This is a genomic window from Variovorax sp. J22R115 (genome assembly GCF_030317005.1).
Taxonomy (GTDB): Bacteria; Pseudomonadota; Gammaproteobacteria; order Burkholderiales; family Burkholderiaceae_C; genus Variovorax.
Window position 1 is genome coordinate 341,695 of sequence record NZ_JASZYM010000003.1, and the last position, 19,985, is coordinate 361,679.

At 66.2% G+C, this 19,985-nt stretch carries 21 protein-coding genes; 7 read left to right on the top strand and 14 right to left on the bottom strand.

The window, feature by feature from the left end; all coding sequences use genetic code 11:
- Positions 1–62 precede the first annotated feature (62 nt).
- Complete coding sequence (locus tag QTI04_RS06960; protein ID WP_286614675.1) at positions 63–851, top strand: hypothetical protein; 789 nt, start codon at positions 63–65, stop codon at positions 849–851.
- Positions 852–870: 19 nt separating this feature from the next.
- Here the strand turns inward: QTI04_RS06960 and QTI04_RS06965 are convergent, their stop codons facing one another.
- Entirely contained in the window at positions 871–2,286 is a 1,416-nt protein-coding gene (locus tag QTI04_RS06965; RefSeq protein WP_286614677.1) for a carotenoid oxygenase family protein, read from the bottom strand.
- Between the two features lie 124 nt (positions 2,287–2,410).
- On the opposite strand from QTI04_RS06965, the gene QTI04_RS06970 reads away from it, so the two are divergent.
- On the top strand, positions 2,411–3,091 hold the full coding sequence (locus tag QTI04_RS06970; protein WP_286614678.1) for a TetR/AcrR family transcriptional regulator: 681 nt from the start codon (positions 2,411–2,413) through the stop codon (positions 3,089–3,091).
- A 29-nt stretch (positions 3,092–3,120) separates the two neighbouring features.
- Here QTI04_RS06970 and mmsB read toward each other — a convergent pair whose 3' ends face one another.
- Genes mmsB through QTI04_RS06990 form a run of 4 tightly spaced genes read right to left on the bottom strand, consistent with a single transcriptional unit; the run spans position 3,121 to position 7,868 of the window.
- Positions 3,121–4,020, bottom strand: coding sequence for a 3-hydroxyisobutyrate dehydrogenase (gene mmsB / locus QTI04_RS06975; RefSeq protein WP_286614680.1), 900 nt, complete (start codon positions 4,018–4,020; stop codon positions 3,121–3,123).
- A 32-nt stretch (positions 4,021–4,052) separates the two neighbouring features.
- The gene (locus QTI04_RS06980) at positions 4,053–5,168 is read right to left on the bottom strand and encodes an enoyl-CoA hydratase/isomerase family protein (RefSeq protein ID WP_286614681.1); all 1,116 of its coding nucleotides are present in this window, start codon (positions 5,166–5,168) and stop codon (positions 4,053–4,055) included.
- Positions 5,169–5,182: 14 nt separating this feature from the next.
- A complete protein-coding gene (locus tag QTI04_RS06985; RefSeq protein ID WP_286614683.1) occupies positions 5,183–6,337 on the bottom strand; it encodes an acyl-CoA dehydrogenase family protein in 1,155 nt (384 codons plus the stop codon).
- 10 nt (positions 6,338–6,347) lie between these two features.
- Positions 6,348–7,868 carry a CoA-acylating methylmalonate-semialdehyde dehydrogenase gene (locus tag QTI04_RS06990; protein WP_286605442.1) on the bottom strand — a complete coding sequence of 507 codons (1,521 nt, stop codon included), beginning with the start codon at positions 7,866–7,868 and terminating at the stop codon, positions 6,348–6,350.
- A 104-nt stretch (positions 7,869–7,972) separates the two neighbouring features.
- Between QTI04_RS06990 and QTI04_RS06995 the strand changes: the two genes are divergently transcribed.
- A complete protein-coding gene (locus QTI04_RS06995; protein ID WP_286614685.1) occupies positions 7,973–8,863 on the top strand; it encodes a LysR family transcriptional regulator in 891 nt (296 codons plus the stop codon).
- A 70-nt stretch (positions 8,864–8,933) separates the two neighbouring features.
- On the opposite strand, the gene QTI04_RS07000 is transcribed toward QTI04_RS06995, so the two are convergent.
- Both QTI04_RS07000 and QTI04_RS07005 read right to left on the bottom strand, forming a co-directional pair.
- On the bottom strand, positions 8,934–9,608 hold the full coding sequence (locus tag QTI04_RS07000; protein ID WP_286614869.1) for a DsbA family oxidoreductase: 675 nt from the start codon (positions 9,606–9,608) through the stop codon (positions 8,934–8,936).
- Positions 9,609–9,658: 50 nt separating this feature from the next.
- Positions 9,659–10,612, bottom strand: a complete 954-nt coding sequence (locus QTI04_RS07005; RefSeq protein WP_286614687.1) for a LysR family transcriptional regulator — start codon at positions 10,610–10,612, stop codon at positions 9,659–9,661.
- 149 nt (positions 10,613–10,761) lie between these two features.
- On the opposite strand from QTI04_RS07005, the gene QTI04_RS07010 reads away from it, so the two are divergent.
- The 4 genes from QTI04_RS07010 to uraH (QTI04_RS07025) are packed head-to-tail and all read left to right on the top strand — an operon-like array spanning position 10,762 to position 13,531.
- Positions 10,762–12,096, top strand: coding sequence for an MFS transporter (locus QTI04_RS07010; RefSeq protein WP_286605446.1), 1,335 nt, complete (start codon positions 10,762–10,764; stop codon positions 12,094–12,096).
- A complete protein-coding gene (gene uraD / locus QTI04_RS07015) occupies positions 12,093–12,635 on the top strand; it encodes a 2-oxo-4-hydroxy-4-carboxy-5-ureidoimidazoline decarboxylase (protein ID WP_286614688.1) in 543 nt (180 codons plus the stop codon). The genes QTI04_RS07010 and uraD overlap by 4 nt, the downstream gene beginning before the upstream one ends.
- Positions 12,636–12,669: 34 nt before the next feature.
- Entirely contained in the window at positions 12,670–13,158 is a 489-nt protein-coding gene (gene uraH, locus QTI04_RS07020) for a hydroxyisourate hydrolase (RefSeq protein ID WP_286605448.1), read from the top strand.
- Between the two features lie 22 nt (positions 13,159–13,180).
- Positions 13,181–13,531 (top strand): hydroxyisourate hydrolase, encoded by a 351-nt coding sequence (gene uraH / locus QTI04_RS07025; RefSeq protein WP_286605449.1) that lies wholly within the window; start codon positions 13,181–13,183, stop codon positions 13,529–13,531.
- Positions 13,532–13,550: 19 nt separating this feature from the next.
- Here uraH (QTI04_RS07025) and QTI04_RS07030 read toward each other — a convergent pair whose 3' ends face one another.
- From QTI04_RS07030 to QTI04_RS07060, 7 genes are read right to left on the bottom strand one after another with little or no spacing between them, the layout of a single operon-like run.
- Entirely contained in the window at positions 13,551–14,315 is a 765-nt protein-coding gene (locus QTI04_RS07030) for an alpha/beta fold hydrolase (protein WP_286614689.1), read from the bottom strand.
- Positions 14,312–15,520: a multidrug effflux MFS transporter gene (locus QTI04_RS07035; protein WP_286614691.1), complete on the bottom strand. Its 1,209-nt coding sequence runs from the start codon at positions 15,518–15,520 to the stop codon at positions 14,312–14,314. Before QTI04_RS07035 ends, QTI04_RS07030 begins: the two co-directional genes overlap by 4 nt.
- Positions 15,517–15,951, bottom strand: a complete 435-nt coding sequence (locus tag QTI04_RS07040; protein WP_286614693.1) for a carboxymuconolactone decarboxylase family protein — start codon at positions 15,949–15,951, stop codon at positions 15,517–15,519. Before QTI04_RS07040 ends, QTI04_RS07035 begins: the two co-directional genes overlap by 4 nt.
- Positions 15,948–17,159, bottom strand: coding sequence for a 3-carboxy-cis,cis-muconate cycloisomerase (gene pcaB / locus QTI04_RS07045; protein WP_286614694.1), 1,212 nt, complete (start codon positions 17,157–17,159; stop codon positions 15,948–15,950). Before pcaB ends, QTI04_RS07040 begins: the two co-directional genes overlap by 4 nt.
- Positions 17,160–17,167: 8 nt before the next feature.
- A complete protein-coding gene (locus tag QTI04_RS07050) occupies positions 17,168–18,001 on the bottom strand; it encodes a shikimate dehydrogenase (RefSeq protein ID WP_286605457.1) in 834 nt (277 codons plus the stop codon).
- Positions 17,998–18,885, bottom strand: a complete 888-nt coding sequence (locus QTI04_RS07055) for a sugar phosphate isomerase/epimerase (protein WP_286614695.1) — start codon at positions 18,883–18,885, stop codon at positions 17,998–18,000. Before QTI04_RS07055 ends, QTI04_RS07050 begins: the two co-directional genes overlap by 4 nt.
- Positions 18,886–18,921: 36 nt before the next feature.
- Positions 18,922–19,845 carry a shikimate dehydrogenase gene (locus QTI04_RS07060; RefSeq protein ID WP_286614696.1) on the bottom strand — a complete coding sequence of 308 codons (924 nt, stop codon included), beginning with the start codon at positions 19,843–19,845 and terminating at the stop codon, positions 18,922–18,924.
- Positions 19,846–19,985: the final 140 nt, after the last annotated feature.

The following is a 19,985-nucleotide window of genomic DNA, read 5'->3' on the forward strand; positions in this document are numbered from 1 at the left end:
CGACCTGACCGCGACCATGGGTAAAAAAGTAGGCGGCCGCTGGCAGACATCGCACCGCCGGAATGCGCAAATTCGAAGGATTGCGTTTTCACGCTTCTGGAGAGCAACTAATGCCGGTGATTTGCGCTGTCTGCAATACCGAAAACCGCGACGCCGCGATGTTCTGCCATGGCTGCGCGCGCAAGTTGCCTACCTTCGCGGCCACTGGACCTTCTTTGCTGGATTCGATGAAGCTGAGGCAGGCGGGTGGCGAGTCGTTCGCTGCCGACGCTGCGGACGCTGCAGACGGCCCGGGCCGCATCATGATGTCTGCCGAAATGCGCAGGTTCTGGATTCGCATCGGCGTGCTGATACTCGCTATTGCGCTCGGCTTCCTCGGCTGGTTTGCCTATGTGACACGCAAAGTACCCTTGCATGCACCGGAAACGGCGAAGGTTCTGCGCGCAGCGCCTGTTGCCCCGTCCGGCCCGCCAACGGCAACTGTCACGGCGGCGCCAAAGGTGCGGGAGCCGGCCAAGCCTCTGGAGCCCGTGCCGCTCGGCACCTCATTGGCCGCGGGAGAAGTCGAGGTTCCACCAGGTCCGGCCGCGGCGCCGGTGCACCCTCCGGTCGTGTCCGCTCCGCCGCCCCCTTCGCCCGAGCGGAGGCAGCCGCCGCGCGCCGCCCCGCCCGCTCGCGCAATGGCACTCGATCCCAGGGCCGGATGCGAGACTCTCAATTTCATCTTTGCCGCCCGTTGCGAAGCCGCGCATTGCGACAAGCCGGAATACACGAGGCACCCGCGGTGCGACCTCGTGCGAGAGGAGCGTCGGCGAGACGAAGCACGGCGCAATCCGACACTGGCCTTCTGAACCGCCGCCGAAGCCGGCATCAGCCACGGGCAGGCAGCCAGCTTCCGTGAAAGCCGGAGGGCACCCGGTGTGAAAGCTGAACGGTGGCGATCGGACCATCGACCAGCGCCTGCGCATTGAAGACCACCAGGTCGCTGCGGCATTCGGCCGCGCGGTAGACGGTCGCCAGCAACCAGCCCTCGCCTTCTGGCGCATCCGGCGCTCGCGGGACGAACACGGGCTCGGACACGCGATCGCCCGGCGGCAGGTAGTGCAGCGTGCGATGGCCCGTCACTGCGTCGTAGTGCGCCAGGCCTTCGTTGCCCGCGCCGTAGCGAGCCTCACGCTGGCAGGCGTACCAGCCGTGGCGGTAAGGCAATCCGGCTCGGCGTTCGTCGATGCGCGGAAACTCGCCCGCGAGGTCGTCCAGCGGCTGCTGTTCGAATCGGTTGCCAGGTGCCGAGAGATCGAAAGTCCAACGGCACAGTCGTGCCACGCTGCGCTGCGGATCGGTCGGCCGACCATCGGGATAAGGAAACAGCGGCGGTTCGTCGTAGCGCATCACATCGGCCACGATGCGGTGGGCGCCCTTGTCGTCCTGCTCCTCCCATGCATTCATCACGTGGAAGACATAGCCAGCATCGCCTTCGAACCAGCGGATGTCCTCGACGCGCCCGTCGCGCGGCATCACGCCGACGCGAGCGCCGAGTTCAGGCTCCCACGCGAAAGGCGGCAGGCCCCGCTGCGCGCGGGCCATGCTGGCCGACAGCGGCAGCACGGGGAACAGCACGTGGCCCTCGGTCATGGCGAAGTCGTGCACCATGCTCGCGTAGGGCGCCTCGAAGCGATCGAATCGCGTGACATGGCCTGCCGGATCCATGGCACCGTAGGTCATGCCGCTGGACAGCGGCCCGGTGGTGCCGTAGCCGAAGAAGAGCATCTCGCCGGTGACCGGATCGGTCTTGGGGTGTGCGGTAAAGGGGCCATTCAAGCCACCACCGAAGTCGAACGGCCCACGCGTGGCGAGCGTGACGGGATCGATCTCGATCGGCAGGTGCGCTTCTTCCAATGCGAGCAGCCGACCCGCGTGCCATGCGACATGTGTGTTGGCGACGCCCTCGTCCGCTACTCCCGCAGCAGCGCCATCACCCTCTTTGGGTCGCCCGAAGCCGTCGAACAGACGGCGGCCGGCCTGGTGCTCGGCCTTCCAGTGGGCAGTGCGGACCCAGCGGTTGCGATAGCTCGCGCGCCCGTTCGCCAGTTCGAAGGCATGCAACATGCCGTCGCCGCCGAACAGGTGTGCATCGGCGCTCGGGAACTGGGGATTCGGGCCGTTTCGGTACAGCGTGCCGTTCAGGCCGGCGGGCAGTTGGCCCACGATTGGCAAGAAGGCGGCTTCGGCCTCGAAGGTGATCGGGGCGCCGTTCACGCGCCGGGGAGGGGTTTCCTGGGTCATTGCAGGTTCCTTGGAGTTGATATTGACGCTGTCAACACTCGAATTGGAAAACTATACAGAAGCGAAGTCAAGTAAAATTGACGCCGTCAACATCAACGCGCACCGTCGCCCTCTTACGCCCGCCATGCCCGCCCCCGCCACGAAGACCCGGCGCGAACCCGCATCTGCATCTCGCGGGCGGCCCAAGCCCCTTGCTGCCCCCTATCACCACGGCGCGCTGCATGCCGCCCTGCTCGCAGCGGCACAGGACATCCTTGAAAGCCAGGGGCTGGAAGGTCTGACGTTGCGCGCTGCCGCGCGTGCGGCCGGTGTCTCGCACGCGGCGCCCAAGAATCACTTCGATGACCTGACCGGCTTGTTGAGCGAGCTGGCGGCAGTAGGCTTTCGCCAGTTCGCCGATGCGCTGCAGCTGGCGGCTGCTGGCCATGCCGTCGCCTCGCCTGAGCGATTCGAATCCATCGGCCACGCCTATGTCGCCTTCGCGCGCGAGCATCCGGCGATGTTCTTGCTGATGTTTCGCAGCGAGCGACTCGACATGGAGCGGCCCGCCTTGCGAGAGGCGATCGAGCTGGCCCAACAGGCGCTGGCCGGTGCCGCTGCGGAGCGCCTTGGTTTGTCGCAGGAAGCGGGTGCGCCGGTCACTCCCGATCAAAGCGCGACGATGGTCGCGGCGTGGTCGCTGGTGCACGGCTTTGCCATGTTGTTGATCGACGGTCGACTGAACCCGGTGTTGGCGCGCAGGCCCGAGGGTGCTGACTGGCAGACCTTGCTCACTGCAGTGTTCAATTCGCGCCGGGCGAGGTGACGCCTAGTCGCTCCCTGCAACCCCGCGCATCAAGTTGACTTGGGCTGCACAAGCTTGATGACGCTCGAGAAATCGAGCGCGCCATGTCCGGCCAGGCTGTGCGCGGCATAGAGATTGCGCGCCAGTCCGCCCAGCGGCGTGGCGGCGCGCACTGCGGCGGCGTTCTCCTGGGCGAGCCCCAGATCCTTGAGCATCAGGTCGGTGCCAAAGCCGCCGGCATAGCCCTTGGAGGCCGGAGCAGCCTCCATCACGCCGGGCAGCGGGTTGTACTTCTCGAGGGCCCAGTTGCCGCCCGAACTCCGCCGCATGATCTCGGACAGAACCTTGGGATCAAGCCCGTTGGCAACGCCCAACGCGATGGCCTCGGACGTGCCGATCATCAGAATGCCGAGCAGCATGTTGTTGCAGATTTTCGCCGTCTGGCCTGCGCCTGCACCACCGGCGTGGAAGATGTTGGCCCCCATCTTCTCGAGCACGGGCCGGGCGCGTTCGAGGTCGGCTTCCGAACCACCGACCATGAAGGTCAGCGTGCCGGCGATGGCACCGCCGGTGCCGCCCGACACGGGCGCATCGATCACGGCCACGCCGCGCTTCGCGCCTGCCTCGGCCACCTTGCGGGAGGTCGCGGCGGCGATGGTGCTGCTGTCGATCACCAGCGTACCGGCGGGAATGCTTTCGAGCAGCCCCGGCTTGCCGTCGCTGCCGAGGTAGAGCGCCTCGACGTGCTGGCTCGCGGGCAGCATGCTGATCACCACCTCGGCACCCGTGAGCGTGTCGGCCGCGGACTTGGCGATGGCTACGCCGTCCGTGCCGAGCTTCTTGCATGCGTCCGCCGACAGGTCGAAGGCGCTGACCGCATGTCCGGCCTTATGCAGGTTCAATGCCATCGGGCCGCCCATGTTGCCCAGTCCGATGAATGCGATCTTCATGTGAGTGTCTCCGTTGGTTTTGTAAGGTCGGCTCAGACGAGCGCGGCGAGCGGGTGCAGGCCTTCGGCGCGCACGCGCAAGTGGTCTTCGATGAACTCCGGCGTGATCTCTTCGAGCGTCGCCGGACTCCAGCGCGGAGTGCGGTCCTTGTCGATCAGCACTGCGCGGATACCTTCCGCGAAATCCTTGTGGGCGCAGAAGCCGAGCGAGGCCCAGTACTCCAGCCGGAACACTTCGGCCAAGGACATGCGCGGCACACGCTGCCAGAGTTCGAAGGACAGGGCGGCCGAGCTGGGCGCGCCCTTGGCGAAGGTCTTGGCGGCGTTCTGCAGCCAAGGATCGTCGGACTTCAGTTCGTGCAGGCGCCTCGCAATGTCGAGCAGGTCGTCGCCGGCCATGAGTTCGTTGATGGTGTCGAAATGCTCGCGCACCTTGGAAGGCTGCCTCTCTGCGCCTTCACCGGCCTGCGCGAGAAGGCGCGACAGTGCGGCCCGGTCGACCTTGGCTTCGCCCTTCCACGCATGGGCGGAGATGGCCTCCAGCAACTGCGACTTGCGCTCCTGCGGCACCACGATGTCGGCCAGGCCGCAGAAGATCGCATCCGCCGCGTTGAGCGGCGCCGCCGTGAGCGCGAGGAACAGCCCGACCCGGCCCGGCGTGCGACGCAGGAACCAGCTGCCGCCCACATCGGGGTACAGGCCGATGCTGATCTCGGGCATCGCGATGCGGCTCTGCAAGGTCACGACGCGGTGCGAGGCGCCCGCCATGAGGCCGACGCCGCCCCCCATCACGATGCCGTGGCCCCAGCACAGGAAGGGCTTCGGAAAGGTGTGGATCATGTGGTCGAGTTCGTACTCCTCGCTGAAGAAGCTCTCGGCGTAGGTGTTGCGCGCAGGCCCACATTCGAGCAGCGTCTGGTAGAGCTGGCGCAGGTCGCCGCCGGCGCAGAAGGCCTTCTCGCCACTGGCGTCCAACAGCACGCCGACGACGCCTTCGTCCTGCGCCCATTCGCGCAGCTGGGGAATGAGGAGCCGCACCATTTCCACCGACAGCGCATTGAGCGAAGCTGGCGCGTTGAGGGTGGCGACGCCGAAGCGCTTGCCGTTGGATGCCTTGATTTCTTTGAAGAGGACGACGGGGTCGGTCATGTTTCTTGGCAGGTTCATCGAATGTCGCTGTCGCCCTCGAGGAGCTTGCGGGCGACGATGACGCGCATGATTTCGTTGGTGCCTTCGAGGATCTGGTGCACGCGCGCGTCGCGCACCAGCCGCTCCAGCGGGAATTCGCTCAGGTAGCCGTAGCCGCCGTGCAGTTGCAGTGCATCGTTGCACACGTTGAAGCCGGCATCGGTGGCGAAGCGCTTGGCCATCGCGCAATAGGTGCTCGCGTCGGCATGGCCCGCGTCGAGCTTGCTCGCGGCGAGCCGCACCATCTGGCGTGCGGCGACCAGTTCGGTCGCCATGTCGGCGAGCTTGAACTGCAGCGCCTGGAAGCTCGCCAGGGGCTTGCCGAACTGCTGACGCTCGTGCAGGTAGCGGCGGGCCGCATCGAGCGCCCCCTGCGCGGCGCCGACCGAACATGTCGCGATGTTGATCCGCCCGCCATCGAGGCCTTTCATCGCGATGCGGAAGCCCTCGCCTTCGCTGCCCAGCAGGTTCTCCGCCGGCACGCGCACGTTGTCGAAATTGATGGTGCGGGTGGGCTGGCTGTTCCAGCCCATCTTGTGTTCCTTCTTGCCGTAGCTGATGCCCGGCGCGTCCGCCGGCACCGCGAAGGCGGAGATGCCGTTCGCGCCGCCACCGCCCGTTCGCGCCATGAGCACCAGCACGTCGGTCGAACCCGCGCCCGAGATGAAGGCCTTGCCACCGTTGATGGCGTACTCACCGCCTTGCAGCTCGGCGCGCGTCTTGAGCGAACCGGCGTCGGATCCGGCGCCCGGTTCGGTGAGGCAGTACGAGGCCAGCTTGCGACCGCTGGTCAGGTCCGCGCCCCAGCGCTCGCGCACCGCGGGACCGCCCCATGTGCCAAGCATCCACGTCGCCATGTTGTGGATCGTGATGAAGGCGGTGGTCGACGGATCGACCGCCGCCATCTCCTCGAACACCAGCGTCGCATCGAGGCGCGGCAACGCCAGGCCGTCGATGCTTTCTGGCGCATAGAGCCCGCAGAAACCCAACTCGCCGGCCTTCGCGATCGCGTCCTTGGGGAAGATCGCTTCCGCGTCCCACTGGGCGGCATGCGGCGCGAATTCGGCCTGGGCGAATTCGCGCGCCGTGTGCGCAAAGGCCCGCTGCTCTTCAGTTAGCTCGAAGTCCATGCGGACGAGCTTACTTGAGGCTGATCGTCGTGTTGAGCCCGTGCGCCGTGCTGTCGTCGAACCAGCGCGAGGTCACCGTCTTGGTCTGCGTGTAGAACATGATGACCTGCTTGCCGTACGGACCCAGGTCGCCAAGCTTCGATGCGCGCGAACCGGTGAACGAGAACATCGGCACCGGCACCGGGATCGGCACGTTGATGCCGACCTGCCCCACGTCGATGTCTTCCTGGAAGCGACGCGCCGCCGCGCCCGACTGCGTGAAGATCGCGGTGCCGTTGCCGTTCGGGTTGGCGTTGATCAACTCGATCGCTTCGTCGATGCTGTCGGCGTTCGCCAGGCACAGTACAGGGCCGAAGATTTCCTGGTCATAGATGGTCATGCCGGGCTTGACGTCGGCGAACACCGTCGGGCCGACGAAGTTGCCCTTCTCGTAGCCGGGGACGGTGGGCTTGCGGCCATCGAGTGCCAGCGTCGCGCCATCGGCCAAGCCGCGTTCGATCAGGCCGTTGACGCGGTCGTACGCCGCGCAGGACACCAGCGGGCCGACGTCCACGCCCTTCTCGGTACCGGCGCCAATCTTCAGCGTCTTCGCCTTCGCGACCAGATCCGGCACCCACTTCTGCGCATCGCCCACCAGCACCGCGACCGACACGGCCATGCAGCGCTGACCCGCGGCGCCGAAGCTCGCACCGGCCAGCGCATTGAGCGTCTGCTCCTTGTTGGCGTCGGGCATCACGATGGCGTGGTTCTTCGCGCCCATCATGCATTGCACGCGCTTGCCGGCGACCGTGGCGCGGTTGTAGACGTGCGTGCCGACCTTGGTCGAACCGACGAACGAGATCGCCTTGATGTCCTTGTGGTCGCAGATCGCATTGACCACGGCCTCCCCGCCATGCACGACGTTGAGCACGCCGGCCGGGATACCGGCTTCGAGCGCGAGTTCGCACAGGCGCATCGTGACCATCGGGTCCTGCTCGGAGGGCTTGAGCACGAAGGTGTTGCCGGTGACGATCGCCATTGGGAACATCCACAGCGGGATCATCGCGGGGAAGTTGAAAGGCGTGATGCCTGCGCAGACGCCGAGCGGCTGCAGCAGCGTGTACGTGTCGACACCGTTGGCGACGTTATTGGCCATCTCGCCGAGTTGGAGGTTGCCGATGGCCGATGCATGCTCGACCACTTCGAGGCCGCGGAAAACGTCGCCCTCGGCATCGGGCAAGGTCTTGCCCTGTTCGGCCGTGAGGATCGCGGCCAGCTCGGCCATGTTCTCGCGGATGAGCTGCTGGTACTTCAGGAAGATGCGGGCGCGCGCGCCGATGGGGGTCTTGCGCCAGGTCTTGAAGGCTTCCTTGGCGGAGTCCACGGCGGCGTCGACTTCGGCCTGCGTGGCGAAGGGCACTTTGGCGAGCACTTCCTGCGTGGCCGGATTGACGATGTCGCGCCACTCGGTGGTTTTAGATTCGACGAACTTGCCGCCGATGAGCAGCTTGACGGTGGCGATTTTGGTCGCGGGCGTGGTGGTGGCGTCCATGTACTTTGTCTCCTGATTGGGGGGTGCAGGAGGGGGATGCTAGCTTTGCACTTTTGCATTAGCAATAGACAAATACGCACCCGCGATCTGCATAATTGCACATCATGGATTGGGACAACCTGCGCTACTTTCTGGAGCTTGCGCGCTCGGGCACGCTGGTCGGCGCTGCGCGGCGGCTGGCGGTCGACCACACGACGGTGGCGCGGCGCATCCAGGCGCTGGAGAAGCAGGTGGGCACGGCCCTCTTTTCGCGCGAGGCGGATGGGCATCGGCTGACGGAAGCGGGCCGCCGGCTGCAGCCGCAGGTGGAGGCGATGGAGAGTGCGTTTCTCACGGTCGAGAGCGCGACGCCTACGTCGGACGAAGGGTTGTCGGGGTTGGTGCGGATCGGCGCGACGGAAGGCTTCGGCACGATCGTGTTGGCGCCGCATCTCGCGCTGTTCGCCCAGCAGCATCCGAAGCTGGTGATCGATCTGCTGGCAATGCCTCGGCTGGTGCATCTGTCGCGGCGCGAAGCGGACATCGTGATCTCGCTCGAACGGCCAGCGCGCGGACCGGTGGTGGTGACCAAGCTCACGGACTATGTGCTGCGCCTGTACGCATCGAAGCCCTATCTGGCGAAACACGGAGCGATTCGCACGCGCGACGATTTGCGCGGGCACACCTTCATCAGCTATGTGGACGATCTGCTCTTCAGCAAGGAGCTGCAGTACCTCGACGAGCTCTACAGGCCGGATTCGTTTGCGCTGCGCAGCACGAGCATCCTGGCACAGCACCAGGCCACGGTGGCGGGTGCGGGGATCGCGGTGTTGCCGGCATTCATTGCCGAACGCGACAAGTCATTGCGTCGGGTGCTGCCGAATGAGGCGAACTTCACGCGTACGTTCTGGATGTCGGTGCCTGCCGAGACTCGGCACTTGGCACGGATGAAGGCGACTTGGGATTTCTTGCGGGAGACTGTGGAGGGGCAGCGTTCTCTGCTGTTGCCGGACTGACTCTTGGCTCAACCCCAACGTCTCAGCGTCGTCGGCCGGCACAGGGCACACCGCCTGAAGAACTACCCAATCAAGCGACAGCGAGATTAGAAGGGGCAGCGCCAGCAATCTGGCGCAAGGCGCGTTCAAAGACCTCTACCGGCTGGCCACCGGAGATCAGATGCTGGTTGTTGATGATGATGGCCGGCACCGAATGAATCCCGGCATCCGTGTAGAGCCGCTCGCGCTCACGAGTCTCGCCTGCGAACTCATCGCTATCGAGGATTGCTCGCGCCCTTTGCGGGTCAAGCCCAGACTCACTCGCGAGGCGCACCAGCACCGCAGGGTCTGACGGATTCTCGCCATCGGTATGGCATGCCTTGAGCAGCGCCTTCTTCAATGCGACCTGCTTCGCCACATCCTCCAATTCGGCCCAGTGCAGCAGTCGGTGCGCGTCGAAAGTGTTGTAGACACGCGAGCGCCCTTCACGCCTGAACTCGAAGCCGACGGCCGCGCCTCGCGCACGGATCGCTTCACGCGCCTGCGCCTGCTGCTCGCGGCTGGAGCCGTACTTCTGGTTCAGATGCTCGAAGGCGTCCTGGCCTTCGCGGGGCATTTGCGGGTTCAGCTCGAAAGGCTGAAAGCGCAGTTCGGCAGTCACGTCCGGCGCAACGCTCCTGAGAGCGGCTTCGAGCGCACCAAGGCCGACGGCACACCACGGGCAGGACACGTCGGATACGAAATCGATTTGAAGTTGGGTAGGCATGGGACGAATGATGAGGCCGCCGGTCCAACTTTCAACCGTCGCGGCGGCGATCACCCCACAGGCTTTGCGCCTTCGCGATCGACCAGTTCCCGACCGAACTGCGCCACCAGGCCGCGCAGCCAACGGTGCGCGGGCGAATGGTGCACACGGTCGTGCCAGAGTTGATAGAAGCGCATGCGCGGAAAACCGTCCGGCGCCTTTAGCAACGCCAGCGGCAACAGGTGCGCGTGGTACTCGGCGAAATGGCGCGCCGTCGTGAAGATGAGCTGCGTGCTCGCCGCGATCGACGGAGCCAGTCCGAAGTAAGGCACCTGCACGCGCGCATCGCGCCCGAGACGCCGCTCGCCGAGGTAGGTCTCGACCACGCCGCGCTGCGCCATCGCATACGGGACCGGCACGACGTGCCCCGCAGTCAGATAGTCCGCCTCGCTGACCTGCATCGCGCCCTGCGCCAACGGATGGTCACGCGCCATCAGGCAGACCAACTCGTCTTCCAGCAACAAGGAGATGTGCAGGTGCTCGGGTGGCGAAGGCCAGTTGCCGATGACGAGGTCGAGCTCGTCATCGCCGAGCGCCCGTTCGAAGTCGAAGGTGGGGCCGAGCGCACGAAGCTCGATGCGGCAATGAGGCGCCTCGATGCCCACGTGCTGCGCGAGGCGCGCGATCCACGAAGGCGCGATGTAGTCGGGCGATGCGATGCGGAAGCGCTGCTCCGCGTGGGCCGGCACGAACTCATCGGGCTCGACCAGCAGTGCCTCCAGCTCGCCCAACGCCCGTCGCGCCTGACTCGCAAGTCCCGCTGCACGGGCGGTCGGCACCATGGTCGTGCCGTCGCGCACCAGGAGCGCGTCTCCGAAGATCTCGCGCAAGCGCTTGAGCGAGCCGCTCACCGCTGGCTGCGTCTGTCGCAGACGTGCAGCGGCACGCGACACGCTGCGCTCTTCCACCACCGTGGCGAGCACGCGCAGCAGATGACCGTCGAGCAGATCAACGCCGCGTTGCATGGTGTTTTCCCGTAGTCGCTGTCTATCGATATGTCCGATGCAGTCTATAGCGATTCGCATGCCGCGGCGGTATCGACAGGTCGGGGTGTCGGCTGGCCCAATCCCCAGACCCCTTCGAGACCCTCATTGACCCGCCAAGGAGTTTGTTCATGGCCACCCTGGAAATCCCGCAACGCGCAGCGCCCACCGCTGCGCCCAGCGCGCTCGACGCGGCATACAGCCGCATCACCTGGCGCATCATTCCCTTCATCTTCGCGCTCTGGGTGCTGGCCTGGATCGACCGCGTCAACGTCGGCTTCGTCAAGCTCACCATGCTCGACGAACTGGGCTGGAGCGAAGCGGTCTACGGCCTCGGCGCCGGCATCTTCTTCCTGGGCTACTTCTTCTTCGAGGTGCCGTCGAACCTGCTGCTTCAGAAGATCGGCGCGCGCAAGACGATCATGCGCATCACCATCGGCTGGGGCATCGTCTGCGTCGCGACCATGTTCGTGAAGACGCCGGCAATGTTCTATTTCCTGCGCTTCCTCATGGGCGTGTTCGAAGCCGGCTTCTATCCCGGGATCATCCTGTACCTGACTTACTGGTACCCGAGCGAGCGGCGCGCCAAGGCCTTCGGCATCTTCATGTCGGCATCGGCGATTGCCGGCGTGCTCGGCGGCCCGCTGGCCGGCAGCATCATGAACAACCTGCATGGCCTGAACGGCTGGTCGGGCTGGCAGTGGGTGTTCCTGATCGAAGGCGTGCCCTCGGTCATCGCAGGCTTCGTGACCTGGTTCTACCTGACCGACCGCCCCGAGCAGGCCAAGTGGCTCTCGGCCGAACAGCGCCGCCTGGTGCACGAGGACCTGGCGCGCGACGGCAAGGCGCTCGGCCATCGCGAAGAGAGCCTCATCGCATCGCTGAAGGACCGCCGCATGTGGCTGCTGATCCTGATCTTCTTCTGCATCATCGCGGCCAACTCGTCGCTGACCTTCTTCGGCCCGTCGGTGGTCAAGGAAGTGGGCTTCACCAATCCCGCGACCGTCGGCTGGATCATGGCTTTCTCGTACCTCTGCGGCGCGGTCGGCATGATCTACAACGGCCTGCACTCCGATCGCCATCAGGAGAGCCGACTGCACTGCGCTTTCGCGGCGGCGCTCGGCGCAGTCGGCCTGGCACTCACCGCGCTCTTCATGAAGCAGAGCCCGATGCTCGCGCTGGCCGCACAGACCCTTGCCATCGTCGGCACCATGAGTGCGATCCCCGTCTTCTGGCAGCTGCCGGGCCGTTTCCTCGCCGGCGCCGCTGCAGCGGGCGGCGTGGCGCTGATCAACTCGATCGCCAATCTCGCGGGCTTCGGCGCGCCCTCCATGCTGGGCGCCATCAAGGCGTCGACCGGCCTGCTCTCGCCGGGTCTCTTCATCGTGGCTGCCGTCGAAATCTGCGCCGCGATCCTCATCATCGCGTTCGTGCCGCGCTTCGTGAAGAAGGCGGTGGCCCGATGAGCGCCGTACTCGCTTTCGAAACGCCGGCATTGACGCTGGCCGACATCAACCAGCTCGACCGCGTGCGCTTCGTCGCCGCGCTGGGCGGTGTGTTCGAACACTCGCCGTGGGTCGCGACCAGTGCGTGGGCCGAGCGCCCCTTCGCAAGCATCGACCACCTGCACCGCACGATGATGGGCGTGGTGCGCACAACGTCCCGCGAAGTGCGCATCGATTTCCTGCGCATGCATCCGGAACTGGCGGGCAAGGAGGCCCAGGCCGGCACCATGACCGGCCATTCGACCACGGAGCAGGCCGGCCTCAACGCGCTCAGCCGCGACCAGTTGCAGACGCTGCGCGCGCTCAACGCCGCGTATGCGGCGAAGCACGGCTTTCCCTTCGTGATCGCCGTGCTCGCCAACACCCGGGCGCAGATCTTCGAGGCGCTGCGCACGCGCACTGCCCGCGACACCAATACCGAACTCGAAGCCGCGCTGGAGCAGATCGCGATCATTACGCGGCTGCGGCTCGGCCGGCTGCTGGCGTCGCCCGTGATGTAGCAGCGCGGAACAAAGAGACAGGAGACAAGACACCATGGCTTCCCCCACCCTCACCCGCCGCGCCTTCCTGCCGGCAGGCCTCGCGCTCGGTAGCCTGGCCGCGGGCACTGCGGCTGCGCAGAACGCGCCAGCCGGCCTGACGACGGCACCGGTCTCGCAGATCAATCTGAGCCCGCGCCTCACGATGCATGCGATCGACACCCACAACGGCAGCCCTGGCGCCGGCATGAAGGTGCAGCTCTCGATGCACGACGGCAACGACTACCGCGTGCTGCGCCGCTTCGAAACCAACCGCGGCGGACGCACCGACGAGCCGCTGCTGGTCGACCAAAGCTACCAGCCCGGCCGCTACGAATTGCTGCTGCAGGTCGAGGACTATTTCGCGGCGCGCGGCACGGCGCTGCCCAAGCCGAACTTCCTCGCGCAGGTGCCGGTGCGATTCCTGATCGCCAATCCGGCGGAACGCATCCACCTCGCGATCCTCTTCACGCCGTGGGGCTACTCGTACTACCGCGGCTCATAACCAGCATAAGGAGACAAGGACCATGGCCGGCATATCCACCCATGTACTCAACAGCGGCACCGGGCGTCCCGGCGCCGGCATGCGCATCGACTTCTCAGTGCGCGAAGGCGACCGCTGGAAACTGGTGAAGAGCATCACCACCAACGCCGACGGCCGCACCGACCAGCCGGTGCTGGCGCCCGACGCGGCCCGCACCGGGCAATACGAACTGCTCTTCCACGTCGGTGACTACTTCCGGCGCCAGCCGGGAGGGAACGACACGCCCTTCCTCGACACGGTGCCGGTGCGCTTCGCGATCTTCGACACGCAACAGCACTACCACGTGCCGATGCTGTGCACGCCGTGGAGTTGCTCGACCTACCGCGGCAGTTGAGCGCCGCGGCTGCAGCGCATCACAGGCTGCGCCAGAAATCCACGAGCAACTGGGTGAACTCCACCGGCCGCTCGACCGCGCTCAGATGCGCGGCCTCGATGGTGGCGAGACGCGACCCCCGGATCGCCGCCACCATCGCCTCGGACATCGAGGGCGGCGTGGCCTCGTCGCGCGTGCCGGCGATCACCAGCGTCGGCACCGAGATGCGACGGTTGCTCTCGCGAAAGTCGATGGCCGCGACGGCATTGCAGCTCGCGATGTAGCCGACCGCATCGGTACCCACCAGGGCGTCGTGCAGCGTCACCGCGGCTGCGGCGCCTTCCGGCGTCGAGACGTATTCCGGCGTGAGCCAGCGTGCCACGGCACCTGGGGCGATGGCAGCCACGCCTTGCGCCTGCACCGTCTCCACGCGCGTGCGCCAGGGCGCAGCATCGGGATAGTGCGCCGACGAGTTCGCGATGACGACGCTCCTGAGCAGCTTCGGATGCTTCGGCGCAAGCGCCTGCGCGGTCATGCCGCCCATCGACAAGCCGACGAAATGCACCGGCTCGCCTTGCGCCTCGCGCTCGATCACCTCGGCCGCATCGTCGGCCAGCGTCTGCAGCGTGAGCGGTCCGGCGATGACTTCGGAAGCACCGTGATTGCGGTGGTCGTAGCGCACAACCGTATGGGCGCGCGCCAGCAAGGCTGCGACGCCGTCCCACATGTGGAGGTCGCAGCCCAGCGCGTGGCTCAGCACGACGATCGGGCCATTGCCCTCGCGCACAACGTTCAAACGGGTCATGGAGTTTCCTTTCGTGAATGGGAGAGTTGCAGACGTGGCAGCCACAAGTAGGCGATCAGCACCAGCGTGACGCCGGCCAGCGCCATCGGCACCACCATCGGCCAGGCGCCGTTGCTGAACTGGGGATTGACGAAACTCGCGGCGATCTGCCCGACGACGAACGCGACCGCCATCATCGCAAAACCTGACCACGATACGGCGCGCCCCGCCAGGTGCGGCAGTTCTCCGACGGCGCCGGCCTGCCCACAAGGCTGGTGAATGCCGTGGCCAACGCAGTAGATCGCGTGGCCCAGCAGCAGCGGCCAAGCCGACATCGGCAACATCCAGCATCCCAGCGCCTGCACCAGCGGGCCGGCAAGACTCAGCAGCGAGCCCATCTGCACCGTGCGTACGGCGCCATGGCGCGTCAGCAGACGCCGGCACATCGTGGTGCTGAAGATGTAGACCAGCGATCCGCCCGCCGGAATCCAGCCGTACCAGCCTGGCGAAAGCCCGAGAAAGCTGATGTAGACCATCGGCGAAAACAGCAGGAAGCAAAACAGGCCGCCGTAGGTCACGGCGGAGACGGAGGCCCAGGCGCGAAAGCTCTGGCTCGCGAAAACCTCGCGAACGCTGCCCTTCGGCGCGGACGGATCGGACGACCTGACCCGGGTCTCGGCAAAGCCGCGCAAGCACAACGCCCACAACACGAGCGCATACACCGCCATGCCACCGAGGACCCAGCGCCAGCCCGTCGCCTGCACCGCGTACGCGCCCAGCACTGGCGCGATGAGTGCCACCACGCCGAGCCCCGTCAGGCCGCGCGCCATGACATGAGGCCCTTCGTGCGCCGGGTAGAGATCACGCACCGCCGCGCGCGCACAAACCAGAATCGCCGCCATCGAAAAGCCTTGCAACGCACGGCAAGCCACGAGCATGGGAATGCTCGGCGCCACCGCGCAGCCGAGCGCTGCCAGCGCATAGATGGCGAGACCGGTCAGCAGCACCGGGCGCCGACCGAAGCGGTCCGACAGCGGACCGCAAGGCAACTGCCCGAAGCCGAAGGCGAGAACGAAAACAGTGAGGCTGGCGCTGGCGGAACCGAGATCCTGCGCAATGGCCGGCAGCGCCGGGAGATAGCTGTCGGTCGCCACCGGCTGGGCGGCGAGCAGCAGCGGCAAGAGCAACGCGAAGGAGATGCCGCTGCGCGCGGCAGCCCCGGTCACTTCGGTGCGTCCGCGAGCAGGCCCTTTTCACGCAGGATGCCCGTCGCGATGCCGAAGGCATGATTGGCAACGGGCACGCCGCAATAGATCGCGGCCATCATGATCACTTCCTTGATGTCGTCGGGCGTGAGCCGCGATTCGGGTGGACCGTCGAGCGCCGCGCGCACATGCATCGCGAACTCTTCATAGGCGTGGATGCCGAGCATCATCGACAGCACCATGTAGCGGCGCGTCTTGTCGCCCAGCGCGGCGCGGCCCCAGATGTCGTTCCACGCGTGGCGCGTGATGAGTTCCTGGAACTCGCTGTTGAAGGCGTTGCGGTTGGCGAGCGACTTGTCGACCCAGGCGTCGCCGAGCACGCGGCGGCGGTTGACGAGGCCGCTTTCGTACGAATCCAGGGAGGCGTTGGCCGGTGTTTCGGGGGAAGTCATCGTGCGGTGTCCGGTGTGTTGAGTTGAGCCTGAAGCGCCAAGGCCTGTGCCAGCGCGATCGCGCCGGCCGGCTCGGCCAATGCGGCATCGAACCATTCGTCCGCGGCGTCGCGCGGCAATTCGGCGCGCAGGCGGTCGATATTGGAACGCATCCGCTCGACGTCCACTTGCAGCCCGGGCAATGCCCCCGCGAGCGCGCGCACGCTGCCATGCGCGGACATCAACAGTTGCGGCCACTCGGCCAGTTCGGCCTGCCAGGCGCCGAGAGCGCGTTCGTGCTCCTGCGGCATCGCGCTCAAGAGCGCTGCCACGCGCTGTGGCGCCCGTTGCGCGGCGGCGAGCGCGACCATCGAAGCCACCGGGTTGCGCTTGTGTGGCATCGCCGACGATCCGCCGCGCCCCGGCTCGCTGGGCTCGGCGAGTTCGCCGACCTCGTACTGGCCCATCAGCGCGATGTCCTTCGCGATCTTTCCGAGGCTGCCGACCATGAGCCCCAGTTCGCAGCCGAGCGCGATCCATTCGTCACGCTGCGTGTGCCAGGTCGCGCCGGGATCGCCCAGGCCCAGCGCCTGGGCCATGTGGCGGCGAACTTCAGGCCCCTGCCCTTTCATTTGCGAGAGCGTGCCGACGGCACCGCCCAGCTGCACATTCAGCGCCCGCCCGGCCGCTTCGGCAAGGCGAGCCTTGCTGCGCACCAGCGGCGCCGCCCAGCCGACACACTTGAACCCGAAGCTGGTCACCGACGCAGGCTGCATCAGCGTGCGCGCCAGGATGGGTGCGGTGGCATAGCGCTGCGCGTGCTGCAGCAGCGCCTGCGCCGCCTTGGAGAGATCTTCCTCGACCAGCGCCACCGCCTCGCGCGTGACGAGGGCCATCGCCGTGTCGATCACGTCCTGGCTGGTGCTGCCGAAATGCACGAAGCGCACCGCCTCGGCATTGAAGAGGCCCACGGCTTCCTTCAGGCTCTTGACCAGCGGGATCGCGACACTGCCCGCGCGGCCGCTGTCGCGCACGATCTTGGCAACGTCGAACAGCTCGACCTTGCAGCTGCCGACGATCGAATGCGCGGCCGATTCGGGAATCAGCCCGACCTGCGCCTGCGCGCGCGCGAGCGCGGCCTCGAAGCGCAGCATGGCGTCGACGAAATTGCGGTCGCTGAATGCGGCCAGGGTTTCGGACGTCGAGAGAAAACCTTCAAAGATGCTCATGGAAGTGCTCAGTAGGCCAGCGTTGCCACGGCCCGCAGGTCTTCCGGCGTGGCGGTGCCATAGCCGAAGAATTCAAGATAGGCCGGGATCATCTCGAACAGCATGTCGGTGCCGACCTGGACGATGCAGCCTTTGTCGCGAGCGGCGCGCAGCAGCGGCGTGTATTCGCTCTTCATCACAACCTCGCCGACGAAGGTGGTCGGCGCAATGCGGCTGACATCGAAGGGCAGCGGATCGCCCTCCTTCATGCCCAGCGGCGTCGCATTGACGATCACGTCGTAGCCGGCCGGATCGCTGGAACCGGTGGTGACCTTCAACTTGGGGTAGTGCGTGCGCAGCCGACCTGCGAGCGCTTCCGACGACGCAGCGTTGAAATCGTAAAGCCCCATCTCGGCGACGCCTGCCGCAGCCAGCGACGCAGCGATGGCCGAGCCCACACCGCCGCTGCCCGACACCAGCACACGCGCACCATCGAGCGCACGGCCCTTGCGCAGCACGCCGCGCACGAAGCCCGCGCCATCGAACTGGTCACCCAGCAAAGTGCCATCGGGCCGCTTCAGGATCGCATTGCACGCACCGGCGATCTTCGCGGTGGGCGTAACCTCGTCGACCAGCGACATGGTCGTGATCTTGTGCGGCATGGTCACCAGCGCCCCGCGGATGTTGGTGAGGCGGAACACCGAGGCCAGCACCTCGGGGTAGTCCTCGGCCTTGACGCCCATCGGCATGACGACCGCGTCGATGCCCTGCTTGTCGAACCAGGGGTTGTAGATCATGGGAGCCTTGAAGCTCTCCGTGGGGTACCCGAGGTGGGCGATGAGGGTGGTCTTGCCGGAGATCATGATGTTCCTTGGTTGGCATACGCCGACACACCGCCGGCAACATGCGATTCGCTGATCCAGCGCGCGCTCTTCATCGCACGCTGGCCGATGACCACGGGGTCGGAATTCACGTAGTCGTCATTGAACACCTCGAAGGTGTAGTGGCCACGATAGCCCTTGTCCTCGAGCAACTGCACCATGTCGCGCACGTCGTGCAGGCCTTCGCCCGGGAACAGGCGCTGGTGTCGGGCGAGCTCGATCATGTCGGCTTGGCGGTCGCTGTACTCGAAGAAGTAATCGGCCAGTTGCACGAGGAAGATCTTCTCCACCGGTACTTCGGCCAGTTGCTCGAGCGTTTCGGCGGTGTCGTCGCCATGCACCGACATGTGGAAGAAGTCGAGGTTGAGGCCGACGTTCTCCCGATCGCAGCGGCGCACGATGTCCCACGCCTGGTGCCAGCGCTTGGTGTGGCGGCCCCAGGAGAGCGCTTCGTAGCAGATGCGGATGCCGAGCGGCGTGGCCAGAGTGGCCAGGGTGCGCAGGTCTTCGGCTGCGCGATCGGGGTCATCGATCGCGAGCGGCGAGGTGGTCGAGCAGCACAGCAGCATGTCGGTGTCGACCAGCGACATCTGCCGCAACTGCTCACGCGCCATTTCGAGCCGGTGCGGGCGCATGGCGTCGGGCGCGCACTCGAAGTCGCGCAGCGGCTGGAAGTCGGTGACCTTCAGGCCGCTGTCCTTCACCAACTGCGCAGCCTTCTCGACGCCGGCCGGATGTTTGATCAGGTCCCGCGCCCACAACTCGACACCAGCGAAGCCGGCCGCCTTCATGCACTCGAGCTTGTGGCTGAGTTCTCCCCCCATGGTGACGGTGTTGAAGCCGAAGCGATCGAGGGCAATGGCCATGAGGTGTTCTCTAACTTGAAGGCGCGCAGGGGAGCGTCAGGCCACGCTGGCGGAGTGATAACGCAGCGGGTGTTGGATTTCATCGGCCATCGCCGGCGGGTAGATGAGTTCGCGCAGGAAGTTCGCGTCATGGCGCACGCCATTCGCCGCATCCTTGTGGCCGAAGAAATCGAGGTAGTGCGGCATCTGCTGGATCAGCATCTCGAAGCCGGCCTGCGCATTGAGGCCACGCGCCCGCGCGGCGCGCACCAGCGGCGTGGGCTGGTTTCGCAGGAGGATGTCGAACAGTGCGGCATGCGGCTCCATGCGAGACACGTCGACGGGCAGCACGTCGTCCGGCGACAAGCCCAGCGACGTCGCGTTGACGACCAGGTCGTAGCCTGCGGGGTCGTTGCTGTCCACGGCCACCGTGTTCGCATCGAAGAATGAATCGAGCTTGGCCGCGACACCCGCCGCCTTGCCCGCCGCCGTGTCGTAGAAGGCGATGTGATCGGCGCCGTTGACCGTGCCGCCTTCAGCCAGCGCCACGCCGATGGCTGCCGCGCTGACACCGGCACCGAGGATGAGCACGCGCTTGCCTCGAAACGGAATGTTGTAGCGGTCCAGCGCGCCGATCAGGCCCTCGCCGTCGAACAGGTCGCCCTCGAGTTCGCCGTTGTCGATGCGGCGCACCACGTTGACCGAGCCGGCCACGCGGCCGAAGAGGCCGCAGCCGTCGAGAAGGTCGACCAGCAGCGGCTTGTGCGGCGGCGCGATCGCCATGCCGCGCACGTTCTTCCCGAGAAAGGCCGCCTTGACGAACACCGCCAGATCACGGCGCGGCACCTGCACAGGCGCCATCACGGCGTCGATGCCGAAGCGCTCGAAGACGGCATTGAACATGCGCGGCAGGCGCACGTTTTTCACCGGGTCACCAGGGAGCAGGTAGAGAGCGGTGCTGCCGACGATGGAAGGAAACATGGGATGGTGCCTCGCTTGAAGTTCTGTTCGACTATCGCGCGATTCCGGAAGAAACGTCGCTAATGTAGTAGCCGGAGAGTCTAGCCAACACCCCTACAGGGCATCAGAAATGCGATCATCGCTCCTATTTGTTCGACAAT